The organism is Arthrobacter crystallopoietes BAB-32 (assembly GCF_000328305.2).
Classification (GTDB): Bacteria; Actinomycetota; Actinomycetes; order Actinomycetales; family Micrococcaceae; genus Crystallibacter; species Crystallibacter crystallopoietes_A.
This window is the reverse complement of sequence record NZ_ANPE02000073.1, coordinates 1-24,294: the sequence shown is the minus strand read 5'-3', so window position 1 is coordinate 24,294 and position 24,294 is coordinate 1. Positions and strand designations below refer to the sequence as shown.

The 24,294-nt window shown below is 67.5% G+C and carries 22 protein-coding genes, 1 tRNA gene and 1 pseudogene; 10 read left to right on the top strand and 14 right to left on the bottom strand.

All coding sequences use genetic code 11. The annotated features are described in order from the left end of the window. Window positions 1–179 precede the first annotated feature (179 nt). From D477_RS04255 to D477_RS04245, 3 genes are all read right to left on the bottom strand, one after another. Complete coding sequence (locus tag D477_RS04255) at window positions 180–1,247, bottom strand: LacI family DNA-binding transcriptional regulator (RefSeq protein ID WP_081608469.1); 1,068 nt, start codon at window positions 1,245–1,247, stop codon at window positions 180–182. Window positions 1,248–1,352: 105 nt separating this feature from the next. Beyond that, a complete protein-coding gene (locus D477_RS04250; protein WP_005267596.1) occupies window positions 1,353–3,755 on the bottom strand; it encodes a phosphoketolase family protein in 2,403 nt (800 codons plus the stop codon). A gap of 12 nt (window positions 3,756–3,767) precedes the next feature. After that, window positions 3,768–6,266, bottom strand: coding sequence for an ATP-dependent DNA ligase (locus D477_RS04245; protein ID WP_005267595.1), 2,499 nt, complete (start codon window positions 6,264–6,266; stop codon window positions 3,768–3,770). Window positions 6,267–6,336: 70 nt separating this feature from the next. Between D477_RS04245 and ku the strand changes: the two genes are divergently transcribed. Further along, window positions 6,337–7,275 (top strand): non-homologous end joining protein Ku, encoded by a 939-nt coding sequence (gene ku / locus D477_RS04240; protein WP_043845588.1) that lies wholly within the window; start codon window positions 6,337–6,339, stop codon window positions 7,273–7,275. 9 nt (window positions 7,276–7,284) lie between these two features. Here the strand turns inward: ku and D477_RS04235 are convergent, their stop codons facing one another. Together D477_RS04235 and D477_RS04230 are read right to left on the bottom strand one after the other, a co-directional pair. After that, window positions 7,285–7,527: a DUF2630 family protein gene (locus D477_RS04235; RefSeq protein WP_005267593.1), complete on the bottom strand. Its 243-nt coding sequence runs from the start codon at window positions 7,525–7,527 to the stop codon at window positions 7,285–7,287. A gap of 43 nt (window positions 7,528–7,570) precedes the next feature. Continuing rightward, window positions 7,571–8,140 carry a cysteine hydrolase family protein gene (locus D477_RS04230; protein WP_005267592.1) on the bottom strand — a complete coding sequence of 190 codons (570 nt, stop codon included), beginning with the start codon at window positions 8,138–8,140 and terminating at the stop codon, window positions 7,571–7,573. Between the two features lie 112 nt (window positions 8,141–8,252). Here D477_RS04230 and D477_RS04225 point away from each other — a divergent pair, with 112 nt between their 5' ends. Next, entirely contained in the window at window positions 8,253–9,776 is a 1,524-nt protein-coding gene (locus D477_RS04225) for an FAD-dependent oxidoreductase (RefSeq protein WP_005267590.1), read from the top strand. A gap of 78 nt (window positions 9,777–9,854) precedes the next feature. Further along, window positions 9,855–10,964, top strand: coding sequence for a phosphate ABC transporter substrate-binding protein PstS (gene pstS, locus D477_RS04220; protein ID WP_005267588.1), 1,110 nt, complete (start codon window positions 9,855–9,857; stop codon window positions 10,962–10,964). Here the strand turns inward: pstS and D477_RS21045 are convergent. The 6 genes from D477_RS21045 to D477_RS04190 form a co-directional block, all read right to left on the bottom strand. Further along, window positions 10,951–11,631, bottom strand: a complete 681-nt coding sequence (locus tag D477_RS21045) for an SRPBCC family protein (RefSeq protein ID WP_005267587.1) — start codon at window positions 11,629–11,631, stop codon at window positions 10,951–10,953. The genes pstS and D477_RS21045 overlap by 14 nt on opposite strands. Before the next feature lie 76 nt (window positions 11,632–11,707). Next, entirely contained in the window at window positions 11,708–12,025 is a 318-nt protein-coding gene (locus D477_RS04210; protein WP_005267585.1) for a hypothetical protein, read from the bottom strand. A 178-nt stretch (window positions 12,026–12,203) separates the two neighbouring features. Further along, the gene (locus D477_RS04205) at window positions 12,204–12,746 is read right to left on the bottom strand and encodes a YceI family protein (protein ID WP_005267583.1); all 543 of its coding nucleotides are present in this window, start codon (window positions 12,744–12,746) and stop codon (window positions 12,204–12,206) included. Window positions 12,747–12,895: 149 nt separating this feature from the next. Next, on the bottom strand, window positions 12,896–13,690 hold the full coding sequence (locus D477_RS04200) for an enoyl-CoA hydratase/isomerase family protein (protein WP_005267582.1): 795 nt from the start codon (window positions 13,688–13,690) through the stop codon (window positions 12,896–12,898). Window positions 13,691–13,705: 15 nt separating this feature from the next. Next, window positions 13,706–14,494 (bottom strand): inositol monophosphatase family protein, encoded by a 789-nt coding sequence (locus D477_RS04195; protein WP_005267580.1) that lies wholly within the window; start codon window positions 14,492–14,494, stop codon window positions 13,706–13,708. Between the two features lie 24 nt (window positions 14,495–14,518). After that, the gene (locus tag D477_RS04190) at window positions 14,519–15,292 is read right to left on the bottom strand and encodes a LysR family transcriptional regulator substrate-binding protein (RefSeq protein WP_237740698.1); all 774 of its coding nucleotides are present in this window, start codon (window positions 15,290–15,292) and stop codon (window positions 14,519–14,521) included. A gap of 75 nt (window positions 15,293–15,367) precedes the next feature. On the opposite strand from D477_RS04190, the gene D477_RS04185 reads away from it, so the two are divergent. Further along, window positions 15,368–15,742: a DUF5997 family protein gene (locus tag D477_RS04185; RefSeq protein WP_043845585.1), complete on the top strand. Its 375-nt coding sequence runs from the start codon at window positions 15,368–15,370 to the stop codon at window positions 15,740–15,742. Here the strand turns inward: D477_RS04185 and D477_RS04180 are convergent. The 3 genes from D477_RS04180 to D477_RS04170 form a co-directional block, all read right to left on the bottom strand. Then, window positions 15,720–16,676, bottom strand: coding sequence for a hypothetical protein (locus D477_RS04180; protein WP_150109995.1), 957 nt, complete (start codon window positions 16,674–16,676; stop codon window positions 15,720–15,722). The genes D477_RS04185 and D477_RS04180 overlap by 23 nt on opposite strands. A gap of 36 nt (window positions 16,677–16,712) precedes the next feature. Further along, the gene (locus D477_RS04175) at window positions 16,713–17,093 is read right to left on the bottom strand and encodes a VOC family protein (RefSeq protein WP_005267571.1); all 381 of its coding nucleotides are present in this window, start codon (window positions 17,091–17,093) and stop codon (window positions 16,713–16,715) included. Between the two features lie 119 nt (window positions 17,094–17,212). Further along, window positions 17,213–17,295: transfer RNA gene (locus D477_RS04170), tRNA-Leu, on the bottom strand. Between the two features lie 427 nt (window positions 17,296–17,722). On the opposite strand from D477_RS04170, the pseudogene D477_RS04165 reads away from it, so the two are divergent. From D477_RS04165 to D477_RS04140, 6 genes and pseudogenes are all read left to right on the top strand, one after another. Continuing rightward, a pseudogene (locus tag D477_RS04165) lies at window positions 17,723–18,456 on the top strand (FhaA domain-containing protein). Next, complete coding sequence (locus D477_RS04160) at window positions 18,456–18,941, top strand: FHA domain-containing protein FhaB/FipA (RefSeq protein WP_005267570.1); 486 nt, start codon at window positions 18,456–18,458, stop codon at window positions 18,939–18,941. Before D477_RS04165 ends, D477_RS04160 begins: the two are co-directional and overlap by 1 nt. A gap of 2 nt (window positions 18,942–18,943) precedes the next feature. Then, entirely contained in the window at window positions 18,944–20,491 is a 1,548-nt protein-coding gene (locus tag D477_RS04155; protein ID WP_005267569.1) for a protein phosphatase 2C domain-containing protein, read from the top strand. Further along, window positions 20,484–21,905, top strand: a complete 1,422-nt coding sequence (locus tag D477_RS04150; RefSeq protein ID WP_005267568.1) for an FtsW/RodA/SpoVE family cell cycle protein — start codon at window positions 20,484–20,486, stop codon at window positions 21,903–21,905. The genes D477_RS04155 and D477_RS04150 overlap by 8 nt, the downstream gene beginning before the upstream one ends. Next, a complete protein-coding gene (locus D477_RS04145) occupies window positions 21,902–23,350 on the top strand; it encodes a peptidoglycan D,D-transpeptidase FtsI family protein (RefSeq protein WP_005267566.1) in 1,449 nt (482 codons plus the stop codon). Before D477_RS04150 ends, D477_RS04145 begins: the two co-directional genes overlap by 4 nt. Then, a partial coding sequence (locus tag D477_RS04140) for a protein kinase domain-containing protein (RefSeq protein WP_043845590.1) occupies window positions 23,347–24,294 on the top strand: 948 nt, incomplete at its 3' end. The genes D477_RS04145 and D477_RS04140, both read left to right, overlap by 4 nt.

The window sequence follows — 24,294 nt, the reverse complement described above, 5'->3', positions numbered from 1 at the left end:
CTGCGCCGCCAGCCGGCGGCGGCCGGGGCACCGAGGTCAGCGGCGTAGCGGGCGCGCCAGTACCCGCCGTGGACAATAACGACGACGGCGGTGCGCTTGCGTCCGGAGGGCAAGTACAGTTCGGCGTACTGGCTGGGATCCGGTCCGTAGTCATAGTGGAGGGCCGGCATCCCCTCACCTTAGCTGCCGGTGCCCGCTCCCACGATGGGCGTGCCGTTGTCGTTCGGTTCGGAAGCCGCGTGCGCAGTGGTTCCGCGCAGGTGCAGCTTCCAGGGAACCGGCACCCGGCGTCCTTCCTGCGGTGCCTTGCCCTGCAGCCGCTGGAGCAGCAGGTCCACGGCAAGGTGTTCGCTCGGATCCGGGCCAACGGTGCTCAGCGGCGGATTGGACTCGCGGCCCAGCTCGGAATTCTCCACGCCGATGATTTCCAGGTCCTCCGGAATGCTGAGGCCTTTCCACGTCGCCGCGCCGAACACGCACAGCGCCTCCATGTCCGCGGTGGTCCAGAACGCCGTCGGCGGGTCCGGCAGGCTCAGCAGCTCCAGCGCGTCGCTGACTGCGCTGCGCCAGTTGCCGCCGGATGCGCGGATCAGCCGCTCGTCGAGTTCCACGCCCAGCTTCTCCATCGCGTTGCGGAACAGCTCCAGCCGCGTCCCGCGCGGACCGTTTCCGGACAGGCCGCGGTGGATCACGCCGATCCGCTGGTGCCGCTCGGACAGGTACTTCGCAGCCTCCGCCACCCCGCCCTCGGCGTCGATGGACAGCACGTCGAAACCCTTCGGCTCCAGGAACTGCGAGACCACCACCTGGGCCACGCCGCGCCGGGCGAGGTCCTCAATGGTGCGGATCTCTTCCTCGGTCTCCGTGCTGAAGCCCAGGATGACCCCGTCCGCGCCGCCGGAGAGCATGAAGTTCCGCCACGCGTCCTGGCCCAGCAGGATGACCACGCGCAGTCCGTGCGCCGGCAGGATCTGGTTGGCGGTCTCCACCAGCGCCCGGTCCCACGGCGACTCCATCGATTCGATGACGACCGCAACGGTGTCGGTCCGGCCGCGCCGCATGCCCTGCGCGGCGCGGTTCGGCACGTAGCCCAGGTCCTTGGCCGCCTGCAGCACGCGTTCCTTGGTTGGTTCGCTGATCCTGGTGGATCCGCCGCTGCGTCCCGACAGCACATAGGACACCGTCGCTAATGAAACACCGGCCTTTTCCGCGACATCGCGAATAGTCGGCTTGAATAGACTCCCCATGGCCTGTTCGCTTTCTCCCCCAAGAGATTTCCCCCCTGCGACAAGAGTAACGATTTTGCGCCCATTTGACAGGGGCGGACCTTGGAGAAATATTGAAACGTTCACCTACAGGCGCCAGCCCGCCACTTCCTCCGGATCCTCGCCGTGTTCGCGGGTGTGCCGGCGCGCCCGCATCCGCAGATCCTGCAGCCGCTGGCGCAGGCCCGTATGCGCCGAGCCAAGCGAAGGCACCCGGTCGATCACGTCGATCGCCAGCTGGAACCGGTCGATCCGGTTCATCATCGCCATGTCGAACGGCGTCGTCGTGGTGCCCTCCTCGATGAAGCCGCGCACATGCAGGTTGCCGTGGTTGGTGCGCCGGTAGGTCAGCCGGTGAATCAGCCACGGGTAGCCGTGGTGCGCGAAGATGATCGGCTTGTCCGTGGTGAAGAGCCGGTCGAAATCGCGGTGCTCCAGGCCGTGCGGGTGCTCCTTGGCATCCTGAAGCCGCATAAGGTCCACCACGTTGACCAGCCGCACCTTCAGCTGCGGCAGCTGCCGGCGCAGGATCCCGGCCGCTGCCACCGCCTCGGTTGTGGGCACATCCCCGGCGCAGGCGAGCACCACATCCGGTTCCTCCCCGGGCCGCTCGCTGCCGGCGAAGTCCCACACCCCGATACCCCGTTCGGCGTGGTTGCGCGCCGCCTCCGGCCCGAGCCAGGCCAGCGACGGCTGCTTGCCGCAGACGATCACGTTCACGTAATCCCGCGACGCCAGGCAGTGCTCGGTGACAGCCAGCAGGGTGTTGGCATCCGGCGGCAGGTAGACGCGCACCACCTCTGGCTTCTTGTTCAGCACATGGTCGATGAAGCCCGGGTCCTGGTGCGAAAACCCGTTGTGGTCCTGCTGCCAGACATGGCTGGAAAGCAGGTAGTTCAGCGAGGCGACCGGCTGGCGCCACGGCAGTTCGCGGTGCACTTCGAGCCACTTGGCATGCTGGTTGAACATCGAGTCGACGATGTGCACGAACGCCTCGTAGCAGTTGAAGACGCCGTGCCGGCCGGTCAGCAGGTAGCCCTCCAGCCAGCCCTGGCAGAGGTTCTCGCTGAGCACCTCCATCACCCGGCCGGCGCGGGCGAGGTGCTCGTCCACGTCCTCGATCCGCTGCTGCCAGACCTTGTCCGTCGCTTCGTACACGTCCTGCAGCCGGTTCGACGCCGTTTCGTCCGGCCCGAACAGGCGGAAATTGTGCGGATTGAGCCGGATGACTTCGCGCAGCCAGCCGCCCAGGTTGGCCATCGGGGAGACCCGTTCCGTGCCCGGATCATTAACGACGACGGCGTAATCGCCGTACGCGGGCAGCACCAGGTCGCGCAGCAGCCGGCCCCCGTTGGCATACGGCGTGGCGCTCATCCGCTTGTCGCCGCGCGGGGCCAAAGCCGCGATCTCCGCACGCAGCCGCCCACCGCCGTCGAACAATTCCTCCGGCCGGTAGGAACGCAGCCACTGCTGCAGCTGCTCCAGGTGGCCCGGGTTCGTCCGCACCTCGGACAGCGGCACCTGGTGCGCACGCCAGGTGCCTTCCACCGGCTTGCCGTCCACCAGCTCCGGGCCGGTCCAGCCCTTGGGCGAGCGGAGCACGATCATCGGCCAGCGCGGGGCGCTCTCCCCGGCCGGCGCGCCCGTCCCGGCGGCCCGTGCCTCATCCTGGATGCTGCGGATGCCGGCCAGGCAGGACTCCAGCGCGTGGGCGAACTCCTCGTGCGCGCGCATGGTTTCCCGCGGATCCGCCACGGTGACGAAGTGCGGCTCGTAGCCATAGCCGGTCAGCAGCGCCGCCAGCTGCTCCTGCGGCATCCGCGCCAGCACCGTCGGATTGGCGATCTTGTAGCCGTTCAGGTGCAGGATCGGCAGCACCGCGCCATCCACCACGGGGTTGAGGAAGGAGCTTGAGTGCCAGCTGCCCGCGAGCGCGGCGGTTTCGGCCTCGCCGTCGCCGATGACGCAGGCCGCGACCAGCTCCGGGTGGTCGAAGACGGCGCCGTAGGCGTGCGCCAGCGAGTAGCCGAGTTCGCCGCCTTCATTGATGGACCCCGGCGTCTCGGGCGCGGCATGGCTGGGGACGCCGCCCGGGTAGGAGAACTGCTTGAACAGCTCGCGCAGGCCGGCCTCGTCGGCTCCGATGTGCGTGTAGACCTCGGAGTACGTCCCCTCCAGCCAGGCGTTCGCAATGTTCGCCGGGCCGCCGTGGCCGGGACCGGTGACGAAGAGCATGTCCTGGCCCGTTTCGGCAATGACCCGGTTCAGGTGCGCATAGACAAAGTTGAGTCCCGGCGTCGTACCCCAATGCCCCAGCAGCCGCGCCTTCACGTCCTCCGGCTCCAGCGGACGGCGCAGCAGCGGGTTGTCCCGCAGGTAAATCTGCCCGGCGCTGAGGTAGTTGGCTGCGCGCCACCACAGGTCCACCCCGTCGAGGCTGCGCTGGTCAGCCCCCGGGTTGGTGGCCAGGTCCTCCTGCTGTTCGGTCATGCTCTTCGCTCCTCACACCTCAACGACGACGTCGGACGGCTTTTTATCGGGACGGAAGCCGCGCCAGACCGGGTGGCGCAGCTTGCCGGCCTCGGTGCGTTCGCTGAACTGCACCTCGCCCACCAGCGCCGGCCGCACCCAGTGGGCGTCCGCCGCATCGGCGGAAGGCACGTCGGGCAACGGCGGGGTCTTGCGGGCCATCTTCTTCAGCCGCGCCCCCACGGCGGCCAGGTCCCGCTCCGTCAAACCGGAACCGACCCGGCCGAGGTAGCGCAGGTCCGGTCCGTCCGGCACCGCCACCAGCAGCGAACCGATTTTGCGCTCCCGCGAGCCCTTCCCCGGGCGCCAGCCGACGATGACCACTTCCTGGGTTGTCTGGTGCTTGATCTTGATCCAACTCCTTGACCGCTGCCCGTCCCTGTAGGTGCTGTCCACCCGCTTGGCCAGCACGCCCTCAAGGCCGAGTTCCTTGCTCGTGTCGATAGCTTCCTGCAGGCTGATATCCATGTCCGGCGGCACGTGGACATGCCCGCCGGCCTCGACGGCCTGGGCCAGGATTTCCCGGCGCTGGCAGTACTCCAGCTGTACCAGCGAATGGCCGTCCAGGTGCAGCAGGTCGAAGAGCATCAAGTGCACCGGCGTGCTCCGCGCGGCCTGGTCGATCTCGCGCTTCTTCACCAGGTTCATCCGGGTCTGCAGCAGCCCGAAGTCCGGCCGGCCGGCCTTGTTCAGCGCCACGATCTCGCCGTCCAGCACGGCCGTGGAGGCGTGCACGGCATCCGGCAGGTCTGCCAGCTCCGGGTAGCCGGCGGTGAGGTCGTTGCCGTTGCGGCTGACCAGCCGGACGCCGTTGTCCTCGATGATGGCGATGGCGCGGATGCCGTCCCACTTCATCTCGAACGCCCACTCCCCCTCGTCGCTGATGTCCGCGCCGGTGCCGGCCACCGCGAGCATCGGCTTGAGGAACTGCGGCTCGGATTCCTTGGCCAGGTCGTCCGGCTGCCGTTCGTGCGGTGTGCCCTTGCGATAGGAACCAGGCTTCTGGTCCTTCATCAGGTGCATCAGCCAGTTGTTTTCCCCGCGCTCTCCGCCGGTGTGGATCAGCGCGTACCGCCGCGGCCCCTCCGGCCCGCCGTCGCGGCTCAGCCCGCCGCCCTCGCGGCCGTGCAGGATGACGATGACTTCCTTGCCGTCCCGCCATTTCTCCAGGTCGTAGGTGCCAGAGTCCCAGATCGTGACCTCGCCGGCGCCGTATTCGCCCTTCGGGATCGTCCCCTCGAAGCTGCCGTATTCCAGCGGGTGGTCCTCGGTCTGCACCGCCAGGTTGTTCCGGGCCGGGCTGGTCGGCGGACCCTTCGGCACGGCCCAGGAAACCAGCACGCCCTCGCGTTCGAGCCGGAAGTCGTAGTGCAGCCGCCGGGCGTGGTGCTCCTGGATGACGAACGTGTTCCCGGCCCGGTCCACGGGGCTGGCCTCGGGCACCGGCTCGGGCGTGATCGATGCATCCCGCATGGAGCGGTACTTGCTCAGCCGGTCGGATGCCGGCCCCGCACCGCCGTCGTTCCCCTCCGCCTCCGCCACGGCGTCCTCGAGGGACTGTTCCTCCATCGTGCCCGAGCCCATCCCGGCCAGCACATCGCCCAGTTCCTCCACCCGCTGCAGCACCTGGTGGTAGTCCAGGTGGCCCAGGTCCGGGTCGTCCAGCTCCTCCCAGGTCCGCGGCGCCGCGACCATCGGATGGGCGCGGCCGCGCAGCGAATACGGGGTGATGGTGGTCTTGTTCCAGTGGTTCTGGCTCCAGTCCAGCAGCACCCGGCCCTTGCGCAGCGTCTTCTTCATGTCGCTGACCACCAGGTCCTTGTGGTCCGCTTCCAGCATTCGCGCCAGTTCATGGGCGACGGCGGACACCTCCTCGGAGGTCTGCTTTCCGTCGAGCGCGGCGTACAGGTGGATCCCCTTCGAACCGCTGGTCACCGGCCGCGGATCCAGCCCCATGCCGTCCAGGATGCGGCGGACCAGCCGGGCGACCTCGGCGCACTCGGCCAGGCCCGCGCCCTCGCCGGGATCCAGGTCCAGCACCATCCGGTCCGGGTTGTTCCGCTTGCCGCGCGGGCCGAACGTCCACTGCGGGACGTGGATCTCCAGCGCGCTGATCTGGGCCAGCCAGGTCAGCGTCGCCAGGTTGTTGACCATCGGGTAGACGTTGGTGCCGCTCTTGTGCTCGATCCCGTGCCGCTTGATCCAGGACGGTGCCGAGTCCTCGAGGTTCTTCTGGAAGAAAACTTCGCCCGGCTCCTGCACCGTGCCGACGCCGTTGACCCAGCGCTTGCGCGTCACCGGCCGGTTTGCCGCATGCGGAATGAGGTAGGGCGCGATCTGCGAATAGTAGGAGAGGACGTCGGCCTTGGTGGTGCTGGTTTCCGGGTAGATGACCTTGTCAAGGTTGGTCAGTTTCAGGCGGTGACCCTCCACGTCGACGATCTGCCGCTGGGCGCCGCTTGTCTTGGCCATAGGGTTAGTCTTGCCAATAACCGCACCAATGGCTAGTAATAGCCAGCTTGCTTGGTGTTGACTTGGTTGCATGCGAGCCATCTGGAAAGGGGCCGTGGCCTTCGGGCTGGTCAACGTCCCGGTCAAGCTGTACAGCGCCACCGAAGACCACGACGTCAAGCTGCACCAGGTCCACGGCAAGGACGGCGGGCGGATCCGCTACCAGCGCCGCTGCGAGGTGTGCGGCAAAGTCATCGAGTACAAAGACATCGACAAGGCGTACGACGACGGCGAGCAGACCGTGATCCTCTCCGACGACGACCTGGCCTCGTTGCCGGTGGAGAAGAACCGGGAGATCGACGTCGTCGAATTCGTGCCCAGCGACCAGATCGACCCGATCATGTTCGACCGCAGCTACTACCTGGAGCCGGATTCGAAGTCCACCAAGGCGTATGTGCTGCTGCGCAAGACGCTCGAGGACACGGACCGGACCGCGATCGTGAAGTTCGCCCTGCGGCAGAAGACCCGGCTGGCCGCGCTGCGCGTGCGCGGCGACGTGCTGATGCTCCAGACCCTGCTCTGGGAAGACGAGGTCCGCGAGGCCAGCTTCCCCTCGCTGGAGGAGAACGTGCGGATCTCCGCGAAGGAACGCGAGATGTCCGCGGCGCTGGTGGAGTCCTTCTCGTCCGACTTCCAGCCGGACGAGTTCACGGACGAGTACCAGGAGCAGCTGCGCACGCTGATCGAAGCCAAGATCGAGCAGGGCGAGGCCGTGGATACCGAAGCGACCTTCGGCGAGGAAGGCGAGGAAGAAGGCGGCAAGGTCCTGGACCTGATGGAGGCCCTGAAGCGCAGTGTGGAAAAGAACCGCGAGGCGAAGAAGCCTGCCGGTTCCGCCGCAAAGTCCAAGGAAGAACCCAAGCGCAAAACGGCGTCGAAAGCGTCCGCGAAGGATTCAGGCTCCAAGGAGGAAGCCGACGCCGAGCCGGCACCGAAGCGGAGCAAGGCCAAGGCGCAGAAAGGCGCCTGAGCCAGGCGGCTACTGGCGGTAGCCCTCCACCTCTTCCACCGGGCGGGGCCGGGCTTCGTCCGGGTCGTCGCCGGCCTTGCGCTTGGCCCGTCGCTGGCGCAGCAGGTCCCAGCACTGGTCCAGCTGCTCCTCCAGCCGGGCCAAATCGGCCGCCCGGGCCCCGGCCTGGTCCGTGTCTTCCGCGCCGATCTCGCGCAACTGCTGCTCCTGCCGGATCAGGTCTTCGATCCGGCGGTGGATCTCCTCGTCCATGATGGACCTCCTGCTGACTGCGTTGCGGGCATCGTTTATCAGGCTACTGACCATTGCTGCTTTGGGCCAGCAGCTCCTCGATCTCCGCGGCCTTGAGCACCGGCTGGCGGTACTCGTCGCTGAGGATCCCTCGGATGGCCTTCGCGTAGTCCTCGTTATTGGACGCCATGGCATCGGCCGCGAACACCACCCGGAAGTTGTGCGCGAAGGCGTCCGCTGCGGTCTGGGCAACGCAGTTGTGCGTGGAAACCCCGGCCAGCACCAGCTGCTGCGCCCCGAAGTTGCGCAGCCGCAGCAACAGGTCCGTGCCCATGAAGGCACTGTCGCGCGTCTTGACCATGCGCGGCAGCTCCTCATACTTCAGCCCGGGGACAAAGTCCGCCTGCTTGCTCCCGGAGAAGATGAATCCCTGGTCGTCGTCGAGCATGCTCAGGGTCCAGGTCGATTTGTCCCGCTCGTGTTCGGTGCTCACCATCAGCACCGGCACGCCGCGGGCGGCGGCCGCGTCGATCAGCCGGTTGCACCCGTCCACCAGCTCCTCCCGGCGCCCGCCCAGGGCAGGGTCCTCGAAGTAGGCGTTCTGCATGTCAATGACCAGCACGGCGGTATTCATGGGGGCCTCCTGCGATTTATCCAAACCATTTTGCAAGCAAGCTTAGCTATGCCTTGACGAGCCGCAGCCGACAGGGTGGGGTGGGACTTAGCCTTTCGGAAAGGACAGTTGCATGAAATCGCTCTGGCTGGACACCGCGCCCGACATCGCTTCCGATCCCTTCGAGCCCGGCGCCGAGTACGACACCGTGATCGTCGGCGCAGGACTAACCGGGCTGACCACCGCCGTGCTGCTGGCCCGCGCCGGACAGCGGGTGGCGGTCCTCGAAGCGCGCAGCACCGGGGCGGTGACCACGGGAAATACGACGGCGAAGGTCTCGCTGCTGCAGGGCAGCCAGCTCTCCCGGATCACCTCGCACCATGGGGCCGGCACCGCCCGGGCCTACGTGGAGGGCCAGCGCGAGGGCCAGGCGTGGCTGCTGCGCTTCTGCGAAGAGCACAATATCGGCTACGACCGCCGCGATGCGTTCACCTACGCCACCACCGAGCAGGGTGTGTCCGACCTGCGCACCGAACTCCAAGCGGCCGCGGAAGCCGGCATGGGTGCCGAGTTCGTGGACCGGGCGCCTGAGCTGCCGTATCCGATCAGCGGTGCGATCCGGCTGGCGGACCAGGCCCAGATCCATCCGCTCCAGGTGCTCGCTGCCCTCGCCGCCGAACTGCGCGAGCGCCGGGGGTTGCTGGTCGAGCGGGTCCGGGTGACCAATGTGTCCGTCACCCGGGACGCCAGTGGCTCGCGCCGGGCGGAAGGCGGGCAGGCCGGCCGGAGGCTGACCGTCCACACCGCTGCAGGGCAGGTCACGGCCGAGCGCGTCGTGCTGGCCACGGGCACGCCGTTCCTGAACCGCGGCGGGCATTTCGGCGTGCTCAAGCCGCTGCGCTCCTACGCCGCCGCCTTCAGCGTGCCCGGGAGCATTCCCTCCGGCATGTACCTGTCCATCGACTCCCCGACGCGCAGCCTGCGCACAGCCGAACACGCCGGCCGGCAGGTGCTGGTGGTCGGCGGCAACGGCCACAGCGTCGGACGGCAGCAGCACACCAGGGGCAACCTCGAGGACCTCGTCCGCTGGACGCAGAACACCTTCCCGGGCGCGGAACTGACGCACAGCTGGTCCGCGCAGGACTATGAGCCCGCGGCTGCCGTCCCGTACGTCGGCAAGCTCTCCGTCGCCGAAGACCGGATCTTCGTGGCCACCGGCTTCAACAAATGGGGTATGATCAACGCCGTCGCAGCCGCCCTGGCGCTGACGTCGACCATGCTGGGCGGGGCCAAGCCCTGGGCGGCCGAGCTCTACAAGGCCAGGATCGCGGCCCAGGACGCGCTCTCCACGCTCCAGACCAACGCGGAGGTCGGCCTGGAACTGGTCTCCGGCTGGCTTGGCGGCCTCGTGCGCACGTCGCATTCCGCGCCGCCGGAAGGCCAGGGCACCGTGGTGCGCGAAAGTGCACGGCCGGTCGGCGTCAGTACGGTGGATGGCAGCACCCGCAGGGTGAGCGCGGTGTGCACGCACCTGGGCGGTGTCCTGTCGTGGAATGACGCCGAGTGCAGCTGGGACTGTCCGCTGCACGGCTCCCGCTTCGCCGCGGACGGCACAGTGCTGGAGGGCCCGGCAACCAGGAACCTCGAAACGAAGTAGCCACCCGCAGCTGCCCTGGGCTGCGCCACTTCGATTCCATGTCCTGTTCACCGACTGTTCACGGTAGGCTGGGGCCCGATGGCACCTAAACTCCTTCGTCCGACCTTCCTCGCCGCCGCCCTGCTCGTGCTGCCGTTGGCTGCCTGCGGCTCCGATTACCCGCTGGGAGCCGAACAGGAGGCCGCTGCGCAGCAGGGTTCGGACCTGGAGGGCACGCTCTCGGGTGCCGGCTCGTCAGCGCAGAACGCTGCCATGGATGCTTGGCGGGCCGAGTTCAGCCTGCTGCATCCCAAAGCCCAAATCCAGTACTCGCCGGACGGCTCGGGCGCAGGGCGCACGGCGTTCCTTGCCGGAGCCGTGGAGTTCGCCGGCTCGGATGCCTACCTGGACGAGGAGGAGATGGAGCGCGCCAAGGAGGTGTGCGGACCCGGCGGAGCATTCAATGTGCCCGCCTACGTCTCGCCGATCGCCGTCGGCTTCAACCTCCCCGGCATCACCGAGCTGAACATGGACGCGGCCACCATCGCGCGGATCTTCAAGGGCGAGATCGACCGCTGGAACGACCCGGCCATCGCCGACCAGAACCCGGACGTCGACCTGCCGGACCTGCCCATCTCCCCGGTCACCCGCGGCGATGACTCCGGGACCACGGAGAACTTCACCGAATACCTGCACGCCGTGGCCCCCGAGGCCTGGACCGCCGAACCGTCCGATGCCTTCCCCGCGGAGTACGTCGGCGAGAATGCCCAAGGCAATACCGGCGTCGTCAGCATGGTGACCCGCACCGAAGGCGCCGTGACCTACGCGGACGATTCCGCCGTCGGCCCGCCGCTGGGGAAGGTGAACCTCAAGGTCGGCGACGACTACGTCCCGGTCAGCGCGGAAGCCGCCGCCAAGGCGTTGGATGAATCCGAACCGGCCGCGGGCCGGCCCGAAGGCGACCTCGCGCTCGAACTGGACCGGACCACCACCGCGGCCGGCGCCTACCCGCTGCTGCTCGTCTCCTACCACGTGTACTGCACCAGCTACGCGGACGCGGGCAAGGTCGAGCTGGTCAAGACCTTCGCCGAGTACGTGCTGAGCCAGGAGGGCCAGCAGGCCGCAGCCGAATCCGCCAAGAATGCGCCCATCTCCGAGCGGTTGTCCGAAATGGCGATCGCCTCGGTGGACCGGATCAGCGTCCGGTAGCGCCGCCTTCCGGATCCCGCGCCGCCTCGGGCACATCGCCGTGCGGCCTCCGGCCTGCCTCCGGTGACCGGTGGCGCGGATGGGCCGTGCCCATCTCGCCATGCTCCCCCGGCTGGTCCTTCCGGGCCGCCGGATCCTGCACCGGCACGTCGCGCAGTTCCGTGCGCCCGGGCGGGAAGCCGCCGCCCATGGTCCCGCCGTAGTAGTCGTGGCTGCCCAGCCCGTGCTCCGGGGCCCAGTGGTGCGTGGCCGAGCCCCCCGCCTCGACGTAGTCCTTGAAGCGCCACAGCTCATTGCGCACTTCGCGGTGGTCCGACCCGATGGCCGAACCTGCCTTCTGCACGAGCGATCCGGGGTGCCAGTCGATGCTGACGGACAGCCGCGTGTTCCGCTCCCCGAGCGGGGTGAACAGCACCGTCCCGGTGTGCGGCAGCTGCCCGACGGCCTCCCAACCCACCCGGCGGCCCGGCTCATCCGCGGTGATCTTCGTATCGAACTCGCGGTGCCGGCCGGCGACCTTGACCACCCAGTGGTGCGCGCCTTCGCTGGTCTTGATCACCCGCTCCACGCTGCGCATGACGTGGCCGAAGGATTCGAACCGCATCCACTCCTTGTACGCTTCATTGCTGTCCAGCGCGACGTCAACCGTCTCTTCAATGAGTGCCATGGGAATCCCTCCGCTGACGATAAATCAAAGGTACCCAGCGCTGGCATGGGCGGCAATGGGGAGCGCCCCGCAGGACTCAGCGCCCTCCGGACCCGCCGCCAGCGTCGCGCTCGGCGTCGTGCACGTCCCCGGAATCCGACTCGTTGTCCGGGTCGTTCAGGGTGCCGCCCGGAACGTCCTGCACCGGAACCTTGCCACGCTTGGCCAGATCCGGATCATCCAGCACCGGCTTGTCCGACAGCGCCGCCGGATCCTCGATCGGCAGGTCTTCCTTGTTGGTCCCGCCGGGCGGGAAGCCGCCTGCGCCGGTGCCGCCGTAGTAATCGGTGCTGCCGAGCTCGTCCTTCTTCTTCCCGCCCCCGGCGTCCGGTTCGCTGTCGCTCTTGTGCCGCATGGTTGGCTTCCTCTCCTCGTTTTCCCCACCGTACAAAAGAAGCCAGGGCCCGGCAATGGAATACCAAGACTGCTGAGGATCGCCGGTTCCGCCCATTAAAGCCCGACGGCGGACGGTTCCCCTTCAGTGCGAAAGGGAACCGTCCGCCGTCGTACTTGTTGCTGCCTGCCGGCTTGCCTTAGTTCGAGGGCAGGACGAACGCGGCGTCCACGTTGATGGTGACCTTGTCGCCCACCAGCACGCCGCCGGCCTCGAGCGCGGCGTTCCAGGTGATGCCGAAGGCCTTGCGGGAAATCTGGGTGGTGGCGGAGAAGCCGGCGCGGGTGGAGCCGAAGGGATCCACGGCCATGCCGCCGAACTCGACGTCGAAGACCACCGGCAGCGTGGTGTCCTTGATGGTCAGGTCGCCGGTCAGCTTGAACTCCTCCGGGGTGCCCGCCACTCCGGTCGCCTTGAAGGTCATCTCCGGGTACTGCTCGACGTTGAAGAAGTCCTCGCCCTTGACGTGCGCGTCGCGGTTGTCATCGTTGGAGTCGAAGGAAGCGGTCTGCACGACGGCCTCCACGAACGAGCCCTCCAGGGTTTCGCCGACCACAAGGCTGCCGCCGGCCTGGGTGAACTGGCCGCGGACCTTGCTGATGCCGGCGTGCCGGACGGTGAAGCCGATCTCGGTGTGTGACTGGTCCAGGTTCCAGGTGCCGGGAGTGAGTTCGATAGCCATTGCGGGCCTCCTAGTTGTTCGGTTCAACAGCATGGTTTGATGCTTATGCATCTAATGTAGACCGTAATTAGTTGATCCGTCAACATAATCTGGCTCACAATGGTGCCGCTGGCCGGCCTTGCCCCGCTGTCACCGGGGCCGGCGTGGCGCTACTTGCCGATGAACTGGGGCTTTTCCTTCGCCAGGAAGGCCCGTGTGCCGATCCGCGCATCCTCGGTGCCGAAGGTAGCGGCGAAGGCCTCGCGTTCAAGCAGCAGCCCTTCGGCGGTGGGCAGGGCGGCTGCCGCATCGATGGTCCCCTTGGCACTGGCCACCGCCGCGGGCGATTTCGCGGCGATCTCGGCTCCAGTGGCGGCGGCCGCCTCCAGCATCTCCTCGCGGGTGTCGAAAACCTGGTTGACCAGTCCGATCTGCAGCGCCGTGGCCGCGTCGATGGCCCGCCCGCTGTAAATCAGCTCCTTCGCCCGCGCCGGACCGACCAGTTGCGGCAGCCGCACGGTCCCGCCGAAGCCGGGAATCAGGCCCAGCCCAACCTCCGGCTGGCCGAACCGCGCGCTGGCGGTCGCGTAGATGAAGTCGCAGGCCATCGCCAGCTCCAGCCCGCCGCCGAGCGCGAACCCGTTGACGCAGGCGATCACTGGCACCGGCAGTTGCTCCAGCTCCCGCGTCACGTCCTGCATGGCGCCGCTGTATTCGGCCGCCTGCTCCTCGGTCATGTCGGCCATTTCGCGGATGTCGGCACCGGCGGCGAACGCTTTGGCACCCGACCCGGTGAGCAGCACGCAGCGGATGCCCGCGGCCTCCGGCGACCGCAACTCGTCAACCGCGCGCGCCAGCTCGGCGACCACCTGCGTGCTCAGCGCGTTCAGCGCTTCCGGGCGGTCGATCGTGACGGTGGCCAGTTGGTCCGCGCGCTCGATCTTCAGTGCCTGGTACTCGTCCATGAAGTCCTCTCCTCTTTATGCCTGCGACTGCAGCAGCCGCACGGCGTCGGCCACCTGTTGCTTTCCGCCCGCCACATGCCAGCGGTAGCCCTTGACCTGTACGACGGCGGTGTCCCCGCCGGCAGCCTCCACCAGGGCTTTGCCGGGGAGCCAGTCCCATTCCGGCAGCCCCTGCTGGAACCACACGCCGAAAATGCCGGCCGAGGTCGCCGCCAGCTCGCAGGATGCCGAGCCCCAGGTCCGGTAGGCCGCGGCTCCCAGCACGGCCGCCAGGTAGGGTTCGGCCGCCGCTTCGTCACGCAGATAAGTATGGTGCAGGTACGCCGCAGCGCAGCTCTGGTCCAGCGGGGCGCTCAGGGCGAAGCCGGAACGGATTCCGTTGCGGGTGGTCGGCAGGTCCTGCCCGCCGAGCCACAAAGCGTCCTCCGCCGGGTGGTACACGGCGCCCAGCCGCACACCGCCGTCGTCCTTTAATGCCAGGGCCGCACACCAGTAGGTGGCCCCCGTGAAGAAGTTGTAGGTCCCGTCCACCGGGTCGATCACCCAGGTCCGGCCCGAGGTCCCGGTGTAGCTGGAGCCTTCCTCGCCGAAAATGCTGTCCTCCGGGCGCACCCGGCGCAGCGTGTCCACCACCAGCTTCTCGGCGGCATGGTCGGCGGCCGTCACCACGTCCGAGATGCTGGTCTTCTCTTCAAAGGTCTTCACGTCGGCGCGCATCCGGCCAGCCAGCTGCGCGGCGGAACGCACCAGCCAGGCGGCCAGGTCGGCGTCGTTGAGATGGTCGGGGGTTTCAGGCAGCGTCATGGCTCCAAGCCTAGCCGCGCGCGTTCAGCGTCCGGGACGGCGCGGCCGCCGGCCCTTGGACTGCCGCTGCTGCGGAGCCCGCCCCTTGGCCCCCTTGGCCCCGCCGCCCTTGGCAGCCTTGGCTCCGCCCTCGTTGGCAGCCTTGGGCTCCTTCTTCGCCCCGCCGCCTTTGGCGTCCTTCGGTTCCTTCTTCGCCCCGGCGTCCCGGCGGGCGGATGGCTGGCGCGAGCTGTTGGCCGTGCGGCCGCGCACAATCCCGATGAACTCCTCGATTACGTCGTCGGTCCGGTCCGCCGGCCACGCCAGTCCGATCCGTGTCTGGGGATGCCCGGCAACCACCCGGCTGATCACGTCCTTGCGGCTGTAGAGCCGGGCCACCGACATCGGCAGCACCATCACGCCGGCTCCGGAGGCCACGACCTCCACCCCGGACTTGGCGCCGCCCATCTGCTCCGGATCCAGCACGGTGAACGCGGCCAGCTCCGCCGCCGGCACCTCGTCGTCGTAGAGTTCGAGCTCGTGTTCCTTCGGGGCCACCACTACGGGCAGCTCCGTATAGAGCGGGATCAGGCTCAGGCCCTCCCGGCCTCTCTCCGGGCCTGGTTCAGCAGGCAGCCGGATGAAGCACATGTCCGCACGGCCATCGCGCAGCACCTCGAGCTGTTCATCCTCGCCGCAGGCCAGTACGTGCAGCGGGATGTCCGGCATCCGGTCGGCCCAGCGGTGGATCCACTTGTCCGGCATGACGCCGGGGACGATGCCGATGGTCAGCGTGCGCCGCGGCTCATCAATCTGCATGGGCTCCTCCTGGTGCATTCCGCCGGCCCGCGCCGTTCCTTCAACAGACTAGTCGAGGACGGCTAGGCTGGTTCCATGACAAGCGCGCAATCGTCCCAGACCATGAAGCCGGCCACCGCGGCCAAGAAACTGGGCATCTACCTGCCGGCGGCGCCGCAGGAGTTCCAGGACAATCCGGTCTCGCGCGAGGAATTCAACCAGCTCCAGGCCAGCCCGCCGCAATGGCTGCAGGACCTGCGCCGCAACGGCCCGCACCCGCGGCCCGAGGTCGCCCGGAAGCTGAATGTGTCCATCAGCGGACTGGCCCGCGGCGGCATCACTGATGCCTTGACGACGGCGGAAATCACCGCGCTGCTGCAGGATCCGCCCGAGTGGCTGGTCGCCGAGCGCGCCTCGTTCGCCGCCGTCCGCGCCGAGGAACAGCGGCTCAAGCAACGTTCCGCGGACTAGCCCCGGCCCGCTTTCCGGCTGCTTCCACGACCGCAGCAACCTGGTGCCGCTGGGCGTCTCCCCACCCATCGAAAGCGGCCTCGTAGTGCTGCTGCCTGCTGCGCAGAAGCCAACGGCCGGCACCGGCCACGTAGCCTTCGATGTCCCGGCTGATCCCTTCCACGCCCATCGACCGAATGTCATATGAAACAGCACTACCGGGAGCCGGCACAGCCTCGATCCGCAAGGTGTGGCTGGGACCGATGCGATAGGTGACCATAGCGTCTCCCTGGACCGTTGTCCGGGCAACCTCCACACTGGCGGCCCTGGACCGCAGCGGGGCAGTGAATTCGATGCCAGCCGCCGTCAGCCCTGCCTGCCGATCGAGCAAGCCAGACTGCACCAGTGCCTCCACGTCGGACCCGGGCGCCCGAGCGAGCTGGTGCCGCAGGCCCCCATAAGGAAGGTCACCAAGCAGCGCCAGACCCCCTTCACTCAAGCGCAAGGGCTGCCCTGCACGCGCGAGGCCAACCGCCGGTCGGTCGGCTCCCGTCGGGGCGCGCCCACTGGTCCCTCCCCGAACCGGCATCGTTCCTTCGAGTTCGCGCACCCAGGCGGGCTTGAGAAACTCCGGCATGCCCCACATCGCAAAGCCGAAGCCCAGCAGGACCAGGGCGAGCCCGCCAAGGAAGTGCACTGCGAAGAGAAGCGTGCCGCCCTGCTGCCGTAGGCCCTCAAGTCCGCCTTGCGGAAGGAAAGCGTAGAACGCCATCGACGCGAAGAGCGTCCCGCCGCTGCCCGTGTAGAGCAGTGCGAGTCCCCAGTAGCCCACACCGGCGCGCCGCCAGCCGAACCACTTCCGCCATCTTCCCCGATAGGCCATGACTCCCCCGGCCGCGGCCAGCACGGACAGGGCGAACAGGGCCAGCATGGCGAGGAAAGATTCTTGTGGCATACGAACAGGCTACGTGCCGAGGCACTGCCTCGCGCTTCAGTCCTGGTGCAGCTGGATGAGGTTGCCGCAGCTGTCGTCGAAAACTGCTGACATGATGCCCGACGGGTCCGGCTGCGGCTCCGCCGTGAACTGCACGCCCCTGGCGACCAGGCGCTCGTACTCGGCCTGCACATCCGGCACGTCGAAAACAATGGTGGGCATGCCGGCGTCGTACACGCCCTTCATATAGGCCTCGCCGATCGGATCGTCGCTGGGCTCCAGCAGCAGGCCGGTGCCCTGCGGCTCCTGCGGCGACTTCACAATGTAGAGGTAGTACTCGGGCATCGCCACGAGCTCCTCGAAGCCGAGCACCTCGGTATAGAACTTGAAGGCTTCGGCCGGGTCTTTGACGTGGATGCTGCACATTTTGATCCGCATGCTGTGAAGCCTACCGGGCGTCGAGGCCGTGCGGCGGGGAAAATGCCGGTAAATAGGGACCCAATCCGGCGGGTTAACCAGAAGGGCCCCGATCCGAAGATCGGGGCCCTTCTGCTGCGTGCGCGAGGGGGGATTTGAACCCCCACGCCCTTTCGGACACTGGCACCTGAAGCCAGCGCGTCTGCCGTTCCGCCACTCGCGCAACTTCCTTACCGAATCTCTTCCGTAAGAACAGCGAGATCAATACTAGCGTGAAACCCGCCGAAATTCCCAATCGGCGAATCCATGCCCCGCGAAGGGCGCCTCCGGACGGCTTTCCGCCTCCGCTGGAGCCACTCGTTGGCGCGTGCCCAGGCCCGGAATTCCGCGGTTCCTGGCCGGCGCGACCCGGCCCTGCGGTTCGGCGGGAGCGGACACGCGGCCCCCGGAATCCGTACCGGCCCCGGGCGCTGCGCGATCATGGAAGCACGTGACCTTCGCCATATCCCGGCACTCCAAGCGGCGGTTCGATCGTTGCCCGTTAAGGCCATTTGGACCAGTCGCAAGTAGTATCGGTTTTGGCATACGTCCCTGCGGCATGCCGTCGGGCACCTGCGGTACTGATCGGACAACGGAGAGGAGGCAATCCAATGGGCTTACTGGACAACGTGGAACGCGGAATCGAAAAGATGGTCCGCGGCGCCTTCTCCGTGGGCGGCAAGAACCAGGTCCAGCCCGTTGAAATCGCCAGCCGGCTGCGCCGCGAACTGGACCACCGGTCCATCACATTGGCACAGGGGCGGACCCTGGCGCCGAACGTCTTCGACATCCGGCTGAGCGAAGCGGACTATTCCATGGCCCAGCAGTGGGGCGCCACGCTTGCCGAAGAGCTGTGCGATGTGGTGATCAACCACGTCAACAGCCAGAAGTACACCCTCCAGGGCCCGGTGCGTGTCTCCTCAATGAGGATGGCAGCCTCAAAGCCGGCGATTTCGAAATCGACTCCTCCGTGGAGAAGTCCGGCTCTGCCCCGCAGCAGCAACGTCCGGCGGGCCCGCCTGCGCCGGGCCGGCAGCCGACCCGCCTCCAACCGGTGCTGGAAATCAACGGCCAGCGCTATTCCCTGAACGCCCCTTCGGTAGTGCTCGGCCGCTCCTCGGAGGCTGACATCCTGATCGACGACACCGGAGTCTCCCGGCGCCACCTGGAGATCCGCACCTCGGGAGGATCCGCCGTCGCTGTTGACCTGGGCTCCACCAATGGCAGCTTCGTCAACGGCCAGCGCATCCACCAGGCCGAGGACCTTTCCGACGGCACAGTCATCACCATGGGCCGCACCCGGATCACCTTCCGGTTGCTGCCGGCGAGGAGCGGCGAACACTGATGCTCAGCGATCTTGCCGTAACCGCCCTCCGCTTTGGGTTCCTGATTTTGCTGTGGATCCTGATCATCAGCATCGTCTCCGCAATGCGCCGCGACCTCATGATCGGCCAGAAGACCAAGACCGGGGCACCCAGCGCCCGCCAGGTGCGCAAGAATCCCGAGCTCGCCGCGCAGCAGCCTAGCCCGCCGAAGGTCCACGCCCGGCGCCTGGCCGTCGTCGAGGGCCCGCTGGCCGGCACCACCTTGGACCTGGCCGCCAGCCCGATCCTGCTCGGCCGAGCGCAGGAAGCCACGCTGGTGCTGGAGGACGATTACGCGTCCGGCCGCCATGCCCGGCTGTTCCCGCAAGGCAGCCGCTGGTTCATCGAAGACCTAGGTTCCACCAACGGAACCTACCTGGGGGATACACAGCTCACCCGCGCCCTGCCTGTGGAACCCGGTGTACCCATCCGCATCGGCAAGACGGTCATTGAATTGAGGCCGTAGCCATGGCGCTGGTTCTGCGCTACGCAGCGCGGTCGGATGTCGGCAAGTCCCGCTCCAAGAACGACGACTCGGCCTACGCTGGCCAGCATCTGGCCGTCGTCGCCGATGGCATGGGCGGACACGCCGGCGGCGACGTCGCCTCGGCCTCGACCGTGCTCGACCTGATCCACCTGGACCGGACCGGGCACGAAGACCCCGCCAACGTCCTCGCGGACGAGATCCAGACGGCCAACTCGATCCTGTCCGAACTGGTGCAGACCAGCCCCAAGCTGGCCGGCATGGGCACCACCGTCACCGCTCTGCTGCTCCATGATGGCCAACTCGAATTCGCCCACATCGGCGACTCCCGCGCCTACCGGCTCAAGAACGGCGTCTTCGAGCAGGTCAGTGTGGACCACACGTTCGTCCAGCGGCTGATCGACGAAGGCAGGCTGCGCCCTGAAGAGGCCGACGTCCACCCGCACCGGAACGTGCTGATGCGCGTGCTCGGCGATGTGGATGCGAGCCCGGAACTCGACCTCGCCTCGCACCCCGCGGAGCCGGGCGAGCGGTGGCTGCTTTCCTCCGATGGCTTGGACACGGTCGTCCCGGACCACGTCATCGAAGACGCCATGCGCTACTCGGACTCGCTGCAGGACGGCGTGGACCGGCTGGTGCAGCTCACCCTCGACGGCGGCGCACCGGACAATGTCACCGTGGTCATGCTCGAGGTCGCCGAAGCCACCCCGGAAGAACTGGCCGAGGCCGAAGCGCTGGCCGCACAGGCAGACCCGGAAGCGGAGGACCGCGAAGCCGAAGCTGCCGCAGCGTCGGCCGGCCAGGCCGTGGAGGCAAATAACGACGGCGGGGGTTCCCCCGAGGATGCCGCTGCCCCGTCTCCCGGCTCCGGCGAGGGGCCGGTCGCCGCGGTGCGTGCAGACTTGATCAGGCGCGAACTGGCTACCAAGCCGCATGTGCTGGTGGGTGCTGCCGCTCTGGCCACCCAAACCGGCCAGATCCCGATCGTCACGAAGCACTCGACCGAACGCCGCGCCGCGGCCCTGCTGACCCACAAGGCAGCACCGGCGGAGCCGACTGCAGACGAGGACGCCGAGGACACGCCGCCCGTCCGGCGCGGCTGGATCGTCCCCACTTTCCTGGCTGTGATGTCCCTGCTGCTCGTGGCGGTGCTGTGGTTCGGCTACCTGTGGACGCAGACCCAGTACTTCGTGAGCCAGTTCGACGGCCGCGTGGCCATTTACAACGGCGTCTCCCAGGACATCGGGCCAATCCGGCTCTCGCGCCTCGACACGGCCTACAACATCCCGTTGCAGAGCCTGCCGCTCTACCAGCAGCAGCGCCTGGATTCCGGCATTGCGGCCCGGGACCTGGAGCACGCCGAAACCATAGTGGAAGAACTGCGGATCACCAGCCGGCGCAACTGCCCGGAGCCTGTACCTGCCGCCACCGCCGCGCCGAGCCCTTCGGCGTCCGCTCCGGCAGGCGCGACGCAGAGCCCGCAGCCAACCCCGACCATTCCGCCCGAGTGCATAGGTGGAACCAATGAGTGAACTCCAGACCGCGCCGAAGTCCCGGCGCCTGACCGAACTGCTCCTCCTGGTGCTCGCCCTCGCTGTCGGAGTCGGCGCCAACATGCTGGTCGGCCTCGACCAGGACCGCGCCTTCGACCAGGATTTCTTCGTCCAGGGCCTCACGCTGGTTGGCCTGGTCTTGGCCGTTCACATCGTGCTGCGGCTGCGGGCGAAATATGCCGACCCGATAATACTTCCGATCGTGACCGCGCTGAACGGGATCGGGCTGGCCATGATCCACCGTCTGGACATCGCCACCGGTGACACGGCCGCTGCCCGCCAGCTGATGTGGACCGGCTTGGCCATTGGCGCCATGGTCGCGGTCATCTGGCTCCTGCGCGACCACCGCGTGCTGCGCCGCTTCACCTACATTTCGCTGATTATCAGTGCCGTCCTGCTGATGCTGCCGCTGCTGCCCGGGATCGGGATGGAACTCAACGGCGCGCGGATCTGGATCAACCTGGGCTTCGCCACTTTCCAGCCGGGCGAGATCGCCAAGATCACGCTGGCTATATTCTTTGCCGGGTATCTATCGACGAACCGGGACCTGATCCTGCTGGCCGGCAAGAAGGTGGGCCCGCTGCAGCTGCCCCGCTGGCGGGACCTGGGCCCCATGGTGGTGGCCTGGCTGGTGAGCATCGGCGTGCTGATCTTCCAGCGCGACCTCGGCTCCTCCATCCTCTTCTTCGGGCTCTTCATGGCGATGATCTATGTTGCCACCAGCCGGATCAGCTGGATCCTGATCGGCCTGCTCATGATCGCCTTCGGCGGCTTCGTCGCCTTCCAGCTCTTCCCGCACGTCACGGCCCGGATCGACAGCTGGATCAATGCCTTCGACCCGGAGGTCTACAACCGCATCGGCGGCAGCCACCAAATCGTCCAAGGCCTGTTCGGCCTGGCCAGCGGCGGCCTGACCGGCACGGGGCTCGGCCAGGGGCGCCCGGATATCGTCACCTTCGCGAACAGCGATATGATTATCGCCGCGCTCGGTGAAGAGCTGGGCCTGATCGGCTTGTCCGCCATTGTGCTGCTCTACGTGCTGCTGGTGACCCGCGGCGTCCGTGCGGCCCTGGGCACCCGCGACTCCTTCGGCAAGCTGCTGGCCACCGGCCTGTCGTTCACGCTGGCGCTGCAGTGCTTCGTGGTGATTGGGGGCGTCACCCGGCTGATCCCGCTGACCGGCCTGACCACACCGTTCCTGGCGGCCGGCGGATCTTCCCTGTTGGCCAACTGGCTGATCATCGGTTTGCTGCTGCTGATTTCGGATGCGGCACGCAGGCCTGCTCCGTCGGGCCCCGCCGGCACCGGCCATCCGCCGCGGCCCGAGCGCGGTGCCAAGCGGCAGGGCGCTGAAAACCGAACCCAGAGGACCACGGAGGTGAAGCAACCATGAACCAGGCCATCCGGAATACCTGGATCATTGCCATCGCCATGTTCGCGCTGCTCTTCGGTTCGCTCACTGTCGTGCAGTTCTTCGAGGCGGATGACCTCAACGCCAATGACTGGAACAGCCGCACACTGTACAAGGACTTCGACAAGAACCGCGGTGCCATCCTCGTCGCGGGCAATCCGATCGCCGAATCCGTCCCGTCCGACGATGAGTTCGAGTTCCAGCGGGTCTACAACGAACCCGAGCTCTATGCGCATCTGACCGGCTTCTACTCGCTGGTGTACAGCGCCACCCAGCTGGAAGCGGCGATGAACGAGGAGCTGTCCGGCAACAGCAACGATTTCTTCTACGACCGCATCCTGCAGCTCTTCTCCGGCTCGCAGGTCGAAGGCGCGTCCGTGGAACTGACCATCGACCCCGAACTCCAGCAGCTGGCCTACGACCTGATCCCGGACGGCATGAAGGGCTCAATCGTGGTGATGGAGCCGGACACCGGCAACATCCTCGCCATGGTTTCCAAACCCAGCTTCGATCCGAACGACCTGGCCGGCCACAATACCGATGAAGTCGCGGAGAACATGGCTGCCCTGGAAGAAGTGGCCGGGCTCTCGCCCTTCACCAACCCGGCCACCGAAAGCCTGCTGGCGCCGGGGTCCGTCTTCAAGCTCGCGGTCACTGCCGCGGCCCTCGAATCAGGCGAGTATGACGCGGACAGCGAGCTGGACAACCCCGCAGAGCTGCCGCTGCCGGGCACCAACGTCAGCCTGCCGAACTTCGTCAACGGCGGCTGCAGTGCCCGGACGACGGCGGACTTCTCCTTCGCGCTGGAGCAGTCGTGCAACACACCGTTCGCACAGATCGCCATGGACTTGGGCGAGGACGCCATCGCGGAACAGGCCGCCAAGTTCGGCTTCGGCGAGTCCTACAACATCCCGGTGAATGTCACGGCGAGCCAGTTCCCGACCGGCATGAGCGACGACCTGCTGGCACAGGCCGCAATTGGCCAGTACGACGTGCGTGTCACGCCCCTGCAGGTTGCCATGATGACCAGCGCCATCGCCAACGACGGGGTGCTGATGAAACCCAACCTGGTCCGTACGGTCCGGGCGCCGGACCTGCGCGTGCTGGACAGCCCGAAGCCCGAGGAACTGGAGCGCTCCCTGTCCGAGGAGAACGCCCAGCTGATCCAGCAATGGATGGTCAACGCCGTCGACCGCGGCATCGCGAACCGCGCCGCCATCCCCGGCGTCGAGGTCGCGGGCAAGACGGGCACGGCGGAACTGATGGCCGGTAGCGCCGGAAACAACTCCTGGTTCACCGGCTTCGCCCCGGCGGATGACCCGGAAGCCGTGGTCAGCGTCGTCATCGAGGACGTGGAACTGGCCACCGGCTCCCAACTGACTAGTCCAAACGCTCGGCAACTCCTGGAGGCGGTGTTGAATAAGTGAGGCCTACATCGGGTATCACCTTAGGCGGCAGATACCAGCTCACTGACCGTATCGCGATCGGCGGTATGGGCGAGGTCTGGAAGGCGCAGGACCAGGTCCTGGGCCGCGTTGTCGCCGTCAAGATCCTCAAGGAGGAGTACACGGGTGACCCCGGCTTCCTGAACCGCTTCCGCGCCGAGGCCCGGCACACCGCCCTGCTGAACCACGTAGGCATCGCCAACGTTTTCGACTACGGCGAGGAGGAAGGCTCCGCCTACCTCGTCATGGAATTGGTGCCCGGCCAGCCGCTGTCGACCATTATCGAGCGGGAGAAAGTCCTCTCACCTGACCGGACGCTCTCGATCATTGCCCAGACTGCCCGAGCCCTCGCCGTCGCACATGCCCAAGGCCTGGTGCACCGCGACGTCAAGCCCGGCAACCTGCTGATCACCCCGGACCGCCGGGTGAAGGTCACGGACTTCGGCATCGCCCGCCTCGCCGACCAGGTCCCGCTGACTGCCACCGGGCAGGTGATGGGCACCGCTCAGTACCTTGCGCCGGAACAGGCCACCGGGCAGACCGCCACCGGGCAGAGCGACATTTATTCGCTCGGCGTCATCGGTTACGAATGCCTCTCCGGTTCGCGGCCGTTCTCCGGCGAATCGCAGATCGCCATTGCCCTGGCCCAGGTCAACGACACGCCGCCGCCGCTGCCGGAAAGCCTCCCCCGACCGGTCCGCGCGCTGCTGATGTCCATGCTCGCCAAGGATCCGGCCGACCGCCCGGCCAATGCCGAGAAGCTGGCCGAAGCCGCGGATGCTATCCGTGCCGGCAACATCCGTGCCGCCGAGGCGGCCGTGCCAGGCATGCTGCTCTTCGACGGACCTGACTCGGCAACGAGTGCGATGACGGCGCCGGTGCCCGCCCCCGGCACGGCGCCCACCCGGGCCGTCGAGACCGGCACC

Bases quoted from the DNA above. Each gene is read 5' to 3' on its own strand.
- D477_RS04255 (WP_081608469.1), bottom strand. From the start codon at position 1,247: ATGGGGAGTCTATTCAAGCCGACTATTCGCGATGTCGCGGAAAAGGCC.
- D477_RS04250 (WP_005267596.1), bottom strand. From the start codon at position 3,755: ATGACCGAACAGCAGGAGGACCTGGCCACCAACCCGGGGGCTGACCAG.
- D477_RS04245 (WP_005267595.1), bottom strand. From the start codon at position 6,266: ATGGCCAAGACAAGCGGCGCCCAGCGGCAGATCGTCGACGTGGAGGGT.
- ku (WP_043845588.1), top strand. From the start codon at position 6,337: ATGCGAGCCATCTGGAAAGGGGCCGTGGCCTTCGGGCTGGTCAACGTC.
- D477_RS04235 (WP_005267593.1), bottom strand. From the start codon at position 7,527: ATGGACGAGGAGATCCACCGCCGGATCGAAGACCTGATCCGGCAGGAG.
- D477_RS04230 (WP_005267592.1), bottom strand. From the start codon at position 8,140: ATGAATACCGCCGTGCTGGTCATTGACATGCAGAACGCCTACTTCGAG.
- D477_RS04225 (WP_005267590.1), top strand. From the start codon at position 8,253: ATGAAATCGCTCTGGCTGGACACCGCGCCCGACATCGCTTCCGATCCC.
- pstS (WP_005267588.1), top strand. From the start codon at position 9,855: ATGGCACCTAAACTCCTTCGTCCGACCTTCCTCGCCGCCGCCCTGCTC.
- D477_RS21045 (WP_005267587.1), bottom strand. From the start codon at position 11,631: ATGGCACTCATTGAAGAGACGGTTGACGTCGCGCTGGACAGCAATGAA.
- D477_RS04210 (WP_005267585.1), bottom strand. From the start codon at position 12,025: ATGCGGCACAAGAGCGACAGCGAACCGGACGCCGGGGGCGGGAAGAAG.
- D477_RS04205 (WP_005267583.1), bottom strand. From the start codon at position 12,746: ATGGCTATCGAACTCACTCCCGGCACCTGGAACCTGGACCAGTCACAC.
- D477_RS04200 (WP_005267582.1), bottom strand. From the start codon at position 13,690: ATGGACGAGTACCAGGCACTGAAGATCGAGCGCGCGGACCAACTGGCC.
- D477_RS04195 (WP_005267580.1), bottom strand. From the start codon at position 14,494: ATGACGCTGCCTGAAACCCCCGACCATCTCAACGACGCCGACCTGGCC.
- D477_RS04190 (WP_237740698.1), bottom strand. From the start codon at position 15,292: ATGCAGATTGATGAGCCGCGGCGCACGCTGACCATCGGCATCGTCCCC.
- D477_RS04185 (WP_043845585.1), top strand. From the start codon at position 15,368: ATGACAAGCGCGCAATCGTCCCAGACCATGAAGCCGGCCACCGCGGCC.
- D477_RS04180 (WP_150109995.1), bottom strand. From the start codon at position 16,676: ATGCCACAAGAATCTTTCCTCGCCATGCTGGCCCTGTTCGCCCTGTCC.
- D477_RS04175 (WP_005267571.1), bottom strand. From the start codon at position 17,093: ATGCGGATCAAAATGTGCAGCATCCACGTCAAAGACCCGGCCGAAGCC.
- D477_RS04160 (WP_005267570.1), top strand. From the start codon at position 18,456: ATGCTCAGCGATCTTGCCGTAACCGCCCTCCGCTTTGGGTTCCTGATT.
- D477_RS04155 (WP_005267569.1), top strand. From the start codon at position 18,944: ATGGCGCTGGTTCTGCGCTACGCAGCGCGGTCGGATGTCGGCAAGTCC.
- D477_RS04150 (WP_005267568.1), top strand. From the start codon at position 20,484: ATGAGTGAACTCCAGACCGCGCCGAAGTCCCGGCGCCTGACCGAACTG.
- D477_RS04145 (WP_005267566.1), top strand. From the start codon at position 21,902: ATGAACCAGGCCATCCGGAATACCTGGATCATTGCCATCGCCATGTTC.